Genomic DNA, 13619 nt, shown 5'->3' with positions numbered 1-13619 from the left:
GGCCGTCAGAGCGCGCAGCTGTCGCTGTCCACCTGCTGGTTGGCGGTACGCCCCTTGACGATGTCCTCCTGGATCTCGTCGGCGGTGAGCGCGTAACCGGTGTCGGCGTCGTCGAGGGACTTGGCGAAGACCACGCCGTACACCTTGCCCTCAGGCGTGAGCAGCGGGCCGCCGGAGTTGCCCTGGCGGACGGTCGCGTACAGCGAGTAGACATCACGGTGCACGGTGCCGCGGTGGTAGATGTCCGGGCCGTTGGCCGGCAGGCGCCCGCGCACCCGCGCGGCACGCACGTCGTACGAGCCGTTCTCCGGGAAGCCCGCGATGATCGCGCTGTCGCCGCTCTCGGCGTCGGTCGCCGTGAACTGCAGCGCGGGCGCCTTGAGGTTCGGCACGTCGAGCACGGCGATGTCGCGCTCCCAGTCGTAGAGGACGACCGTCGCGTCGTACCTCTTGCCCTCGCCGCCTATCTGGACGGTGGGTTCGTCGACGCCGCCGACGACATGCGCGTTGGTCATGACCCGGCGCTCGGCGAAGACGAAGCCGGTGCCCTCCAGGACCTTGCCGCAACTCGTCGCCGTGCCCATGACCTTGACGATGGAGCGCTGGGCGCGGGTCGCCACCGGGCTGTTAGCCAGGGCCGGGTCGGGCGGCGCGACCTCCTTGATCGGCTCGTTGGCGAACGGGCTGAAGACCTGCGGGAAGCCGTTCTGCGCAAGGAACGAGGTGTAGTCCTTGAACCAGGTGTCGGCCTCGTCGGGCAGGGCCTCGGAAACGCCCAACAGCACCTTGGAGCTGCGGACCTCCTTGCCCATCCCCGGCAGGGTGGTCTGCCCGAGGGCCGAGCCGATCAGCCAGGCCACCAGGAGCATGGCGAGGACGTTGACGAGGGCGCCGCCGGTCGCGTCCAGGGCGCGGGCCGGGGACCAAGTGATGTACCGGCGCAGCTTGTTGCCGAGGTGGGTGGTCAAGGCCTGGCCGACGGAGGCGCAGATGATGACGACGACGACCGCGACCACGGCGGCGGCCGTGCTCACCTCCGCGTGGTCGGTCAGCGCGTCCCAGATGACCGGAAGGAGGTACACGGCCACGAGACCGCCGCCGAGGAAACCGATCACCGAGAGGATGCCGACGACGAAGCCCTGGCGATAGCCCACGATCGCGAACCACACGGCGGCGACCAGCAACAGGATGTCCACCACGTTCACTGCTTCAGGCCTCGCCTCGTCACTTTCCGATCACCACAGAACGGCCGCGGGGACCGAGGGCGGGCGCACCCCGGGCAACACAGCACGGCAGACACCCTGTCATGACCGCCAGTCGAGCGGGACCTGCTTCTCCCGGTCCCAAGGTCGCTCCCAGCCCGAGAAATGGAGCAGCCGGTCGATGATCCCGGCTGTGAAGCCCCAGACCAGAGCCGATTCGACCAGAAATGCCGGACCTCGGTGGCCGCTGGGGTGGACGGTCGTGGCGCGGTTGTCCGGGTTCGTGAGATCCGCCACGGGGACGGTGAAGACGCGCGCCGTCTCGTTCGGATCGACGGCGTCGACCGGGCTCGGCCGACGCCACCAGCCCAGCACGGGCGTCACGACGAAGCCGCTGACCGGGATGTACAGCTTGGGCAGCGCGCCGAAGAGCTGGACGCCGCCCGGATCGAGCCCGGTCTCCTCCTCGGCCTCGCGCAGAGCGGCCCGCAGCGGCCCGTCGGCCTTCGGGTCACCGTCCTCGGGGTCGAGGGCGCCGCCCGGGAAGGAGGGCTGGCCGGCGTGCGAACGCAGTGAGCTGGCCCGCTCCATGAGCAGCAGCTCGGGCCCGCGCTCACCCTCGCCGAAGAGGACCAGTACGGCGGACTGTCGCCCCGCCCCGCTCTCCGGCGGAAGGAAGCGGCTCAGCTGCAGCGGCTCGACCGTCTCCACGACCCGCACCATCGGAGCCAGCCAGGCCGGCAGCCCGTCCTTGCTCAGCACCACCGGCCCGTCCTGCGTACCACTCGCGCGCGTCATCGCCACCCCCTGCGTCCTGCCGATTCCAACGCCCGACGACACCTGGATCGTTCCGCCCGTCCCGTACGTCCGCCGCATGCCGGGAGGCACCCGGACGGTTGCGCGCCGGTTGTACGACCGTGCGCCGGCAGGCATCCGGACCATCCCGCCCCGGCTGTACGACCACCCGCCGGCCGGCACCCAAACCGTCCCGCCCGGACCGCGCGGCCGCGTCGCAGCGCCCCGACCCCTGCGGTTCCCACCGTCATCCGGCCCCCAGGGGCAGGGCCGGCTTGCCGCCCGCGTCCAGGTAGGACTGCGGGGGCTTGAGGCGTTGGCCGGGGAAGCCGCCCTTCTCGTACTTGAGGAGCTTCGTCGCCTTCTCCGGGTCCGTCTCGCCCTCGCCGTACGCCGGGCAGAGCGGCGCGATGGGACAGGCGCCGCACGCGGGCTTGCGGGCGTGACAGATACGCCGGCCGTGCCAGATCACGTGGTGCGAGAGATCCGTCCAGTCGCTCTTGGGGAACAGCGCGCCGATCTCGGCCTCGATCTTGTCGGGGTCGGTCTGCTCGGTCCACTGCCAGCGCCGCACGAGCCGCTGGAAGTGCGTGTCCACGGTGATGCCGGGGCGGCCGAAGGCGTTACCGAGAACCACGAAGGCCGTCTTGCGGCCGACGCCGGGCAGCTTGACCAGGTCCTCCAGGTGGCCCGGGACCTCGCCACCGTGGTTCTCCACCAGCGACTTCGACAGGCCCATGACCGACTTGGTCTTGGCCCGGAAGAAACCGCACGGACGGAGGATCTCCTCGACCTCCTCGGGGTTGGCGGCGGCCAGGTCCTCGGGGGTGGGGTACTTGGCGAACAGCGCGGGAGTCGTCTGGTTGACGCGCAGGTCGGTGGTCTGGGCGGACAGGACCGTGGCGACCAGGAGCTGGAAGGGGTTGTCGAAGTCCAGCTCGGGGTGGGCGTACGGGAAGACCTCGGCGAGTTCGCGGTTGATACGGCGGGCTCGGCGCACGAGGGCGGTGCGGGACTCGGCCGTGGGGGGCTTCGGAGTGACGGTTTTGACGGGGGAGGCACCCTTTACTGCGGCGGTGGCCTTTATCGGGGCGATGGCGGGTTTCTTGGCGATCGCCTTCTTTGTGGACACCTTTTTCGCAACCGCCGTCTTCTTGGCCGCCGCCGTCTTCTTCGCAGGCGCGGCCTTCTTCGCAGCCGCGGCCTTCTTCACCGGCGCGGTCTTCTTCGCGGCCGCCGACTTCTTCACCGCCGCTTTCTCGCCACCCACCGACGCCTCATCCAGCGCCCCTTTCGCCGCTTTTGCCGTTTTCCCTCCGCCACCAGGGACCTGTTCGCCCACAGCGGAATCGCGACGTGCAACCACCCGCCCAGCCCCCTTGGCCTGTGCTCTCACCGGCGATTTGGACACCCGGCCAGCCTAAAGCCCGACACTGACATCCGCCCCGGACCCTGAAGATCGGCCCCCAATTGGACCCCTGCCGCTTACCTCGGGACACCTGTGCGGCATCCTTGTGACAGATCACACTGTTTGGACGGTCCGGCAAAATGGGGAGCACGGTCCCCTGGTACGCAGGGGAGACATCCCCTGAGCAGGTCGACAAGGAGAGAACTCGTGGACGACGTTCTGCGGCGCAACCCGCTCTTTGCGGCGCTCGATGACGAGCAGTCCGCGGAGCTCCGCGCCTCCATGAGTGAGGTGACCCTCGCACGCGGTGACTCCCTGTTCCACGAGGGCGACCCCGGTGACCGGCTCTACGTCGTCACCGAGGGCAAGGTGAAGCTCCACCGCACCTCACCCGACGGCCGCGAGAACATGCTGGCAGTCGTCGGCCCCAGCGAGCTCATCGGCGAGCTGTCCCTCTTCGACCCGGGCCCGCGCACGGCGACCGCCACCGCGCTGACCGAGGTCAAGCTGCTGGCTCTGGGCCACGGCGACCTCCAGCCCTGGCTGAACGCCCGCCCCGAGGTGGCAACCGCGCTGCTGCGCGCGGTCGCGCGCCGTCTGCGCCGCACCAACGACGCGATGTCCGACCTCGTCTTCTCGGACGTCCCCGGTCGTGTGGCCCGCGCGCTCCTCGACCTCTCCCGCCGCTTCGGCGTGCAGTCCGAAGAGGGCATCCACGTCGTCCACGACCTCACCCAGGAGGAGCTGGCCCAGCTGGTCGGCGCGTCCCGCGAGACGGTCAACAAGGCGCTGGCCGACTTCGCGCAGCGTGGGTGGCTCCGCCTGGAGGCGCGTGCGGTGATCCTGCTCGACGTGGAGCGGCTGGCCAAGCGGTCGCGCTAGGCGCTTTCCAGCCACGCGTCCGGTCAGCACGTCCGGTCAGCGTCCAGTCATACGACGCCGGGGTCCCGTCTCACTGCGAGGCGGGACCCCGCTGTATTCGGCCCCCCTCGAACATCCACGCACCAAGAGATAGCCTCCGCCCATGGCAAACGGGCAGTGGTACCCACCGGAGTGGCCGGACCGCATCCGTGCGCTCGCGGAAGGAAGCCTCACCCCCGTCGTTCCGAAGCGCGCGGCCACCGTCATGCTGCTCAGGGACACCGACTCCGGCCCAGCCGTGCACATGCTGCGCCGCCGCGCCTCCATGGCCTTCGCCGGCGGCGCGTACGCCTACCCCGGTGGCGGCGTCGATCCCCGCGACGAGCATCGGATCCGCTGGGCGGGCCCCACGCGCGCGTGGTGGGCACAGAGGCTCGGCGTCGACGAGGCGGCGGCCCAGGCGATCGTCTGTGCGGCGGTACGGGAGACGTACGAGGAGGCGGGTGTCCTGCTCGCCGGGCCCACCGACGCTTCCGTCGTCGGCGACACCACAGGCGAGGACTGGGAGGCCGACCGGGCCGGCTTGGTCGCCCGGGACCTGTCGTTCGCCGAGTTCCTGGACCGCCGGGGACTGGCCCTGCGTTCGGACCTCCTGGGCGCCTGGACCCGCTGGATCACTCCGGAGTTCGAGCCCCGCCGCTACGACACGTGGTTCTTCGTCGCCGCCCTCCCGGAGGGTCAGCGCACCCGCAACGCCTCCACCGAGGCCGACCGTACGGTGTGGATCCGGCCCGCCGACGCCGCAGCCTCCTACGACAAGGGCGAGCTGTTGATGATGCCGCCCACCATCGCGACCCTTCGCCAGCTGACCCCGTACGACAGCGCCGCCCACGCCCTCGCCGCCGCCCCTGACCGGGACCTGACCGCCGTACTGGCACAGGCCCGCCTCGATGACGGCGAGATCGTGCTCTCCTGGCCGGGCCACGACGAGTTCACCAAGCACATCCCGTCCGGCGGGGCCCCCGCATGACCCCGCGCCCCCTCCCCGCAACGCCCTCAGTCCCCGCACCGCCCTCAGCCCCGGAAGGCCCCTTCGTATGACGGACGCAGCAGCCCTCCCCGGCCAGCCGCGAGGCGGGGTCCTCTCCGGCCCCGCCACCCCCCGCGCCGTCAACGTCCTCGCGCCCAACCCCTCCGCGATGACCCTGGACGGCACCAACACCTGGCTCCTGGCCGAGCCGGATTCCGACCTCGCCGTCGTCGTCGACCCGGGCCCGCTGGACGAGGGACACCTGCGCAACGTCATCGACACGGCCGAGAAGTCCGGCAAGCGCGTCGCCCTGACCCTGCTCACGCACGGCCACCCGGACCACGCCGAGGGCGCCGTCCGCTTCGCCGAGCTGACCGGCACGCGCGTGCGTGCCCTCGACCCGGCGCTCCGGCTCGGCGACGAGGGACTGGCGGCCGGGGACGTGGTCGACGTCGGCGGGCTGGAGCTGCGCGTCGTTCCGACGCCGGGCCACACCGCCGACTCCCTCTCCTTCCACCTCCCGGCCGACCGCGCCGTCCTGACCGGCGACACGATCCTGGGCCGCGGTACGACGGTCGTGGCGCACCCCGACGGCCGTCTGGGCGACTACCTGGACACGCTGCGGCGGCTCAGGTCCCTCACGGTCGACGACGGCGTGCACATCGTCCTCCCCGGCCACGGGCCGGTCCTGGAGGACGCCCAGGGCGCCGTCGAGTTCTACCTCGCCCACCGTGCCCACCGCCTCGCCCAGGTCGAGACGGCCGTCGAGGACGGCTACGGCACGCCTGCCGAGGTCGTCGCCCACGTGTACGCGGACGTGGACCGCTCCTTGTGGCCGGCGGCGGAGTTGTCGGTGCGGGCGCAGCTGGACTACCTGGAGGAGCACGGCCTCATCTAGCCCGTGACTACGCCTCCTGAGGCCGCGGCGCTTTGACCCCGTGCACGCGCGCGTACTCGTCCACGAGCCACGGCCCGAGGTCCTCGACGTACGACCGGAGGATGCCCGCGTCGCCCGTCGGCTCGTACCCGAGAGCGGCCGCCACCCGCATCTGCTCGGCCTGTGCCGGGTAGTACGCCGCGAACGCCTCCGCCATCTCCCGCAGATCGCTGGTCCACCCGCCCCAGCGGGGCATGACAAGGGTGAACCCGGTCCGCACCAGACGCCGCGACATGAACCGCACCAACGGCCTGCGTGCGTCCTCACTGTCGTCGGCGTCGTCGATCCGCTCGCGCCACCGAGGCAGCAGAAGGCCGAGATCGCCGTTGGTCTCGCGCGCGAGCAGCGTGTCGGGGCGGTAGCGCGGCAGGTACTCGGCGAGATCCTCCCCGAGCAGGGGCGTACAGAGGCAGGCGACGAACCACCCGAGGTCGTACGTCTCCAGGTCGCTCAGCAGCCGCCTGCGACTGTCCAGCAGCGTCCCGGCCCCGTCGATCTGCGCGAACTCCTTGTCCAGCGCCGCGTCGAGCACGCGCGCGTCCGTCCGGTCCGCCTCGGTCGGCTCCGCGTGCAGGGCGACCAGCAGATCCAGGTCGCTGCGCCCCACGCGCGCGGTGCCGCGCGGAATCGAGCCGTAGAGATAGGCGCTGTGCATCCGCGCCTCGAACACATCCACCAGGCGGTCGCGCGCGGTGGCGACGACCGGCCGGAAGTCGTGGGGAACGCGCGCGAGGGAGCCTTCGCGCGCGATGTACCCCTGAGCGTCGAGCCCTCTGCAAGGAGCGGTTTCGGCCATGGGGCCACTGTGCCCTGCCGGGAGGTCGGGGGGCGGCTCATTTTTCCGGCTGGGGTACGCCGCCCCCACCACCCAAGGCCTACGCCTCCGTCAGCTCCACCTGGACCTCGACCTCCACCGGCGCGTCCAGCGGAAGCACGGCCACGCCCACGGCGCTGCGCGCGTGGACGCCCTTGTCGCCGAGGACCTCGGCCAGGAGTTCGCTCGCGCCGTTGATGACGCCCGGTTGGCCGGTGAAGTCCGTGGCCGATGCCACGAAGCCCACCACCTTCACCACGCGGGCGATGCGGTCCAGGTCGCCCACGACGGACTTGACGGCGGCCAGAGCGTTCAGCGCGCACGTACGCGCCAGTTCCTTGGCCTCCTCCGGCGTGACCTCCGCGCCCACCTTGCCGGTGACAGGAAGCTTGCCCTGCACCATGGGGAGCTGGCCGGCGGTGTAGACGTACACGCCCGACTGCACGGCCGGCTGGTACGCGGCCAGCGGAGGCACCACCTCCGGGAGCGTCAGGCCCAGCTCGGCGAGGGTCGCCTCGACCGCGCTCATGCCTGCCTCTCCCGCTTCAGGTAGGCCACGAGCTGCTCGGGGTTGTTCGGCCCGGGCACGACCTGGACGAGCTCCCAGCCGTCCTCGCCCCAGGTGTCCAGAATCTGCTTCGTGGCGTGGACGAGCAGCGGCACGGTTGCGTATTCCCACTTGGTCATGTGGCCGACTTTATCCGCTGCCCGGAGGGGTCCATGCGGCCGACTGCTCTCAGGTTGTCCACAGGCTGCCGCGTGACTCGCGCGGCGACTGGTTAGGCTCGAAGGCGTGAGCAGGCTCCAGGTCGTCAGCGGCAAGGGCGGGACCGGAAAGACCACGGTCGCCGCCGCGCTCGCGCTCGCCCTCGCCACCGAGGGGAAGCGGACGCTTCTCGTCGAGGTCGAGGGCAGGCAGGGCATCGCGCAGCTCTTCGAGACAGAGGCGCTGCCTTATGAGGAGCGGAAGATCGCCGTCGCTCCAGGGGGCGGGGAGGTGTATGCCCTCGCCATCGACCCCGAACTGGCCCTTCTGGACTACCTCCAGATGTTCTACAAGATGGGCGGCGCCGGCCGGGCGCTGAAGAAGCTCGGCGCCATCGACTTCGCCACCACCATCGCGCCGGGGCTGAGGGACGTCCTTCTGACCGGCAAGGCGTGTGAAGCCGTGCGCCGCAAGGAGAAGAGCGGGCGGTTCGTCTACGACTACGTCGTGATGGACGCGCCCCCCACCGGGCGCATCACCCGCTTCCTGAACGTCAACGACGAGGTGGCGGGGCTCGCCAGGATCGGGCCGATACACAATCAGGCGCAGGCCGTGATGCGGGTGCTGAAGTCGGCGGAGACGGCCGTGCACCTGGTGACGCTGCTGGAGGAGATGCCCGTCCAGGAGACCGCGGACGGGATCGCCGAGCTGCGGGGGGCGCGGCTGCCGGTGGGGCGGATCATCGTGAACATGGTGCGGCCCGAGGTGTTGGACGCGACCGACCTGGAACTCGTACGCAGTGTGCCGCGCGCCGCCGTGGCCAAGTCGCTGTCCTCGGCCGGACTCGGCGGGGCGCGGCGCGGCGGGAACGCCGAGCGGCTGGTGGACCCGCTGCGGGCGCAGGCCGACGAGTACGCCGAGCGGCACACGCTGGAGCACGAGCAGCGGGCGGTCCTGGAGGAGTTGGGGCTGCCGGTGCACGAACTGCCCCTGCTGGCCGAGGGCATGGATCTGGCGGGCCTGTACGAACTCGCGGGCGAGCTGCGGGAACAGGGCCTGTCATGAGTCCGTTCTCAAGGCAGGGGCAGTGCGCGGCACGCCGGGAGCGGCCCGTCGTACGGCGGGACCGGCGCGCCGTACGTCAGAAGCGTCAGCGTCGGAAGCAGGGGATGTCATGAGCCGTCCGGAAGCCGCCCAGGCGCACGACGCCGCGCGCCAGCATCCCCCTCACCTCGCCCCCGCGCGCGTGCTCGACCTCGACCGGCTGCTCGACGACCCGGGCACCCGCATCGTGGTGTGCTGCGGCTCGGGCGGCGTCGGCAAGACCACGACGGCGGCGGCACTGGGGCTGCGGGCCGCCGAGCGAGGTCGGAAAGTGGTCGTGCTGACCATCGACCCGGCCCGCCGGCTCGCCCAGTCCATGGGCATCGACTCGCTGGACAACACCCCGCGCCGGGTGAAGGGCGTCGAGGATCACTCAGGGGCATCGCGCGGCGATTCGGTTGAGGGTGGTGGTGGGCGACGGGCGGGCGGCGAGCTGCACGCGATGATGCTCGACATGAAGCGCACCTTCGACGAGATCGTCGAGGCGCACGCGGACCCCGAGCGGGCGGCCGCGATCCTGGGCAACCCCTTCTACCAGTCGCTCTCGGCGGGCTTCGCGGGCACGCAGGAGTACATGGCGATGGAGAAGCTGGGCCAGCTGCGGGCGAAGGACGAGTGGGACCTCATCGTCGTCGACACGCCGCCGTCCCGCTCGGCGCTGGACTTCCTGGACGCGCCCAAGCGGCTCGGCTCGTTCCTGGACGGCAAGCTGATCCGCGTCCTGCTGGCCCCGGCGAAGGTCGGCGGGCGCGCGGGGATGAAGTTCCTGAACGTCGGCATGTCGATGATGACGGGCGCGCTCGGCAAGCTGCTCGGCGGGCAGTTGCTGAAGGACGTACAGACCTTCGTGGCGGCCATGGACTCGATGTTCGGGGGTTTCCGTACGCGCGCGGACGCGACGTACAAGCTGCTGCAGGCGCCCGGCACGGCGTTCCTGGTGGTGGCGGCGCCGGAGCGGGACGCGCTGCGGGAGGCCGCGTACTTCGTGGAGCGGCTGGCCGCCGAGGACATGCCGCTCGCGGGTCTGGTGCTGAACCGGGTCCACGGCAGCGGCGCCGACCGGCTGTCCGCCGAGCGGGCGCTCGCCGCCGCGGAAAATCTTGAAGAGCCCCGCATTGTGGATCAGGAGGGCGGGAAAGCTGGACTTCGTAACTCCCCCGACACGTACGACAGTTCAGAATCGGCCGCTTCCGAGGCACCGGCTCCTGACGAAGGCTCCCCCGCCGTCACGGACCCGGAGCGACCCGCAGCCACGGACGAGCCACAGCCCGACACCCCGCATCTGGAGCGGTCCGTCGACCAGCTCACGGCAAGCCTGTTGAGGCTGCACGCCGAGCGGATGCAGTTGCTCTCCCGCGAGCAGCGCACGCGTGACCGTTTCACCGCGCTCCACCCCGAGGTGGCGGTGGCCGAAGTGGCCGCGCTGCCCGGCGATGTACATGACCTCGCGGGCCTGCGGGACATCGGAAACCGGCTCGCGGCCAATCGGCCGGAGCTGCCTGATCCCGCGGTCGGCGCCTGAGGGAGTCCTCGCGGGCCCGCCCGAGGGCAGACCCTGTCCGCACTGTGCGGGGAGACCTCGTGGGCCCCCTCAGCTCACCGCCGCGTAGTTCTCGTACACCTCGTCGTCGTCGAGCGGCAGGATGCCGGCCCCGCGCTCGTACTCCGTACGTGCCGTCTCCAGCAGCCGGCGCCACGAGGTGACGGTCGGCCGCCTGCGCAGCAGTGCGCGGCGCTCCCGCTCCGTCATGCCTCCCCACACGCCGAACTCGACGCGATTGTCGAGCGCGTCAGCCAGGCACTCCGTACGCACCGGACATCCGGTGCACACTGCCTTGGCCCTGTTCTGCGCTGCTCCCTGAACAAACAGTTCATCCGGATCGGTAGTGCGGCAGGCCGCCTGCGCACTCCAGTCGACTACCCAGCCCATACCGGCGCCGTCCTCTCCCGAATCGAGGCTCCCCCACGGCGGCAGCGGCATATTCACCGCCGCCAGTTGAGGACGTTACGGAAGGTGGGCACAGCGCAACACCCCCTTCGGGCCCAATCTTGAATGGCCCGAACGGACTATGCGTAAGCGGCAGATCACCCGGGGGAGTGAGCTGGCGACATGCGTGACTTTCCCGGCAAACTGGGACAGTTCAGTTGAGTCACAACGGACGCCCGATGACACACAAGGCGGATTCGGACACGCGCCCACCAAAAAAGTGGGGAACATCCGCAACGATTCGGGGTCGCCGGACGTATTGATACGTGGCCGCACTGCTGTGACAGTTGAGAGCAGCTTAGGCCAACGCCTGCGCGCCTGTCCGGCGAATGGGCTGCATCCATCAGCGAGCTCCGCTCGCGGGTGGACGGCTGACTTTGCCGTGTCACGGCTCACGTCGGCCCGCCGTGTCCATCGCGTGCTCCCGCACGGTCGGCCCTCGGTTCGCTCATCTCTACGGTTTAGGCTGCCCCCATGCCAAAGAAGCGCTCAGGCGGTGGTCTGTCGGCCACTCAGCAGGCCGCCAAGTTCCTCGGTGTCAGTGTGCTAGCGGGAGCCGTGCTGGCCGGCATCGCGCTGCCCGCCGTCGGCGCGCTGGGACTTGCCGCCAAGGGATCGGTCGAGAGTTTCGACGAGCTCCCGGCCAACCTCAAGACCCCGCCGCTGAGCCAGCGCACCACGATCCTGGATGCCAAGGGCGGCACGATCGCCACGGTCTACTCCCGTGACCGCACGGTGGTCGACCTCAAGGACATCGCGCCGAACATGCAGAAGGCGATCGTCGCGATCGAGGACGCCCGCTTCTACCAGCACGGCGCGGTCGACCTGAAGGGCGTCCTGCGTGCCCTCAACCGCAACGCCCAGAGCGGCGGTGTCAGCGAGGGAGCGTCCACGCTCACGCAGCAGTACGTGAAGAACGTCTTCGTCGAGGAGGCCGGCGACGACGCGACGAAGGTCGCGCAGGCCACCCAGCAGACCCTCGGCCGCAAGATCAAGGAGCTGAAGTACGCGATCCAGGTCGAGGAGGAGCTCGGCAAGAAGAAGATCCTCGAGAACTACCTGAACATCACGTTCTTCGGCCAGCAGGCGTACGGCGTCGAGGCCGCCGCCCAGCGCTACTTCTCCAAGTCCGCCAAGGACCTCAAGCTCCAGGAAGCCGCGCTGCTCGCCGGCATCGTCCAGTCGCCCAGCCGCTACGACCCGGTCAACGACGAGGCCGAGGCCACCAAGCGGCGCAACACCGTGCTGCAGCGCATGGCCGACCTCGGCGACGTCTCCCAGGCGGAGGCCGACAAGGCCAAGGAGACCCCGCTCGGCCTGAAGGTCAGCAAGCCCAAGAACGGCTGCATCACCGCGACCAAGGGCGCCAGCTTCTTCTGCAAGTACGTCGAGAAGGTCTTCGTCAGCGACCCGGTCTTCGGCAAGAACCGCGAGGCCCGCGCCAAGATCTGGAACCAGGGCGGCCTGACCATCACGACGACCCTCGACCCGCAGGCCCAGGACTCGGTCCAGGCCTCGCTCAAGGACCACGTCAACCAGACGGACAAGGTCGCGGCCGCGGCCACCCTGGTCGAGCCCGGCACCGGCAAGATCCTCGGCATGGGCCAGTCGAAGCCGTACGGCTACGGCAAGAACGAGACCGAGCTCAACTACTCGGTCGACTCGGCGTACGGCGGCTCCAACTTCGGCTTCCCGACCGGTTCGACGTTCAAGCCGTTCGTCGCGGCGGCCGCGCTGGAGGAGGGCCGGCCGCCGACGCAGCAGTACTCGTCGCCGTACGAGATGCCGTACCCGAGCCCGGTCCAGACGTGCGAGAGCGCGCCGTGGACCAACCGCAACAACGAGAAGCTGGAGAACGAGAGCGAGTCGGAGCACGGCCCGTACCGCCTGAAGAAGGCGATGGAGCTGTCCGTCAACACCTACTTCGTGCAGATGATCGCCGACATCGGCCTGTGCCCGGTGGTCAACATCACCGACAAGCTCCAGGTCCGTCAGGGCAACGGCGACAAGCTCCCCGAGCGCCCCGCCATCGCCCTCGGCTCCGTCGGCCTCTCGCCGCTGACGATGGCGAGCGCGTACGCCGCCTTCGCCTCCCGCGGCATGTACTGCACGCCGATCGCCATCGAGTCGATCTCGCAGAAGGTCGGCGGCAAGCAGAAGTCGCTGGAGGTGCCGAAGTCGACGTGCTCGCGGGCGATGTCCGAGCAGACCGCGGACACCATCAACAACCTGCTCCAAGGCGTGGTCGACTCCGGTACCGGCAAGGAGGCCGGTCTCACCGACCGCGACAGCGCCGGTAAGACGGGTACGACGGACGAGCGCCGCAACGCCTGGTTCGTCGGCTACACGCCGAACCTCTCGGGCGCCGTCTGGGTCGGCAGCGCCACCCAGAAGGTCAAGATGCGCAACATCTACATCGGCGGCGAGTTCCACGACCTGGTCTACGGCGGCCGGGTCCCCGGCCCGATCTGGCGCGACGCCATGATCGGCGCCCTCGATGGCAAGCCCGTCGAGCAGTTCAACTTCGTCCGCATCCCGGACGACGAGGACCGTGACCGGGGTGACGGAGACGGCAACGGGAACGGGAACCAGAACGGCGGCAACGACGGGGACAACGGCGACGACAACCTGATCGGCGGCCTGGTCGGCGGCGGAAACACCGGCGGCACGGACGGCGGCACGTTCCCGACACCGACCTTCTCGATCCCGGAGGGCTGGTGGCAGGGCCAGACGAACGGGAACGGGAACGGCAACGGAGGCCGCGACTGACGCGGC

Annotated in this window: 13 protein-coding genes; 6 read left to right on the top strand and 7 right to left on the bottom strand. The window is 70.2% G+C overall.

Going from position 1 to position 13619, the window contains the following annotated elements; translation table 11 throughout:
* Positions 1-5 precede the first annotated feature (5 nt).
* The 3 genes from AB5J49_RS26370 to nth all read right to left on the bottom strand — a co-directional run bounded on the left by AB5J49_RS26370 (position 6) and on the right by nth (position 3267).
* Complete coding sequence (locus tag AB5J49_RS26370; protein WP_369171189.1) at positions 6-1205, bottom strand: MarP family serine protease; 1200 nt, start codon at positions 1203-1205, stop codon at positions 6-8.
* 99 nt (positions 1206-1304) lie between these two features.
* A complete protein-coding gene (locus tag AB5J49_RS26365) occupies positions 1305-2000 on the bottom strand; it encodes a CoA pyrophosphatase (RefSeq protein WP_369171187.1) in 696 nt (231 codons plus the stop codon).
* 244 nt (positions 2001-2244) lie between these two features.
* Entirely contained in the window at positions 2245-3267 is a 1023-nt protein-coding gene (nth, locus tag AB5J49_RS26360; protein WP_369171186.1) for an endonuclease III, read from the bottom strand.
* 345 nt (positions 3268-3612) lie between these two features.
* Between nth and AB5J49_RS26355 the strand changes: the two genes are divergently transcribed.
* The 3 genes from AB5J49_RS26355 (at position 3613) to AB5J49_RS26345 (ending at position 6194) form a co-directional block, all read left to right on the top strand.
* A complete protein-coding gene (locus tag AB5J49_RS26355) occupies positions 3613-4287 on the top strand; it encodes a Crp/Fnr family transcriptional regulator (RefSeq protein WP_369171185.1) in 675 nt (224 codons plus the stop codon).
* Between the two features lie 142 nt (positions 4288-4429).
* Positions 4430-5296 (top strand): NUDIX hydrolase, encoded by an 867-nt coding sequence (locus tag AB5J49_RS26350; RefSeq protein WP_369171183.1) that lies wholly within the window; start codon positions 4430-4432, stop codon positions 5294-5296.
* Positions 5297-5363: 67 nt separating this feature from the next.
* Positions 5364-6194, top strand: coding sequence for an MBL fold metallo-hydrolase (locus AB5J49_RS26345; RefSeq protein WP_369171182.1), 831 nt, complete (start codon positions 5364-5366; stop codon positions 6192-6194).
* Between the two features lie 7 nt (positions 6195-6201).
* Here the strand turns inward: AB5J49_RS26345 and AB5J49_RS26340 are convergent, their stop codons facing one another.
* The 3 genes from AB5J49_RS26340 to AB5J49_RS26330 form a co-directional block, all read right to left on the bottom strand.
* Positions 6202-7029 carry a nucleotidyltransferase gene (locus AB5J49_RS26340; protein WP_369171181.1) on the bottom strand — a complete coding sequence of 276 codons (828 nt, stop codon included), beginning with the start codon at positions 7027-7029 and terminating at the stop codon, positions 6202-6204.
* A 79-nt stretch (positions 7030-7108) separates the two neighbouring features.
* Positions 7109-7576: a RidA family protein gene (locus AB5J49_RS26335; RefSeq protein WP_369171179.1), complete on the bottom strand. Its 468-nt coding sequence runs from the start codon at positions 7574-7576 to the stop codon at positions 7109-7111.
* Positions 7573-7734 carry a DUF4177 domain-containing protein gene (locus tag AB5J49_RS26330; RefSeq protein ID WP_010986011.1) on the bottom strand — a complete coding sequence of 54 codons (162 nt, stop codon included), beginning with the start codon at positions 7732-7734 and terminating at the stop codon, positions 7573-7575. The genes AB5J49_RS26335 and AB5J49_RS26330 overlap by 4 nt, the downstream gene beginning before the upstream one ends.
* 106 nt (positions 7735-7840) lie before the next feature.
* Here AB5J49_RS26330 and AB5J49_RS26325 point away from each other — a divergent pair, with 106 nt between their 5' ends.
* Both AB5J49_RS26325 and AB5J49_RS26320 read left to right on the top strand, forming a co-directional pair.
* On the top strand, positions 7841-8818 hold the full coding sequence (locus AB5J49_RS26325) for an ArsA family ATPase (RefSeq protein WP_369171178.1): 978 nt from the start codon (positions 7841-7843) through the stop codon (positions 8816-8818).
* Between the two features lie 109 nt (positions 8819-8927).
* A complete protein-coding gene (locus tag AB5J49_RS26320) occupies positions 8928-10379 on the top strand; it encodes an ArsA family ATPase (RefSeq protein ID WP_369171176.1) in 1452 nt (483 codons plus the stop codon).
* Positions 10380-10448: 69 nt separating this feature from the next.
* Here the strand turns inward: AB5J49_RS26320 and wblA are convergent, their stop codons facing one another.
* Positions 10449-10787 (bottom strand): transcriptional regulator WblA, encoded by a 339-nt coding sequence (gene wblA / locus AB5J49_RS26315; RefSeq protein ID WP_062697668.1) that lies wholly within the window; start codon positions 10785-10787, stop codon positions 10449-10451.
* Positions 10788-11318: 531 nt separating this feature from the next.
* On the opposite strand from wblA, the gene AB5J49_RS26310 reads away from it, so the two are divergent.
* A complete protein-coding gene (locus AB5J49_RS26310; protein WP_369171175.1) occupies positions 11319-13613 on the top strand; it encodes a transglycosylase domain-containing protein in 2295 nt (764 codons plus the stop codon).
* The last annotated feature ends 6 nt before the right edge of the window (positions 13614-13619 follow it).

Source organism: Streptomyces sp. R28, from assembly GCF_041052385.1.
In the GTDB taxonomy this organism is placed as follows: domain Bacteria; phylum Actinomycetota; class Actinomycetes; order Streptomycetales; family Streptomycetaceae; genus Streptomyces.
Note: the sequence above shows the minus strand (reverse complement) of the source record. Positions and strands in the feature narration are given on the sequence as shown.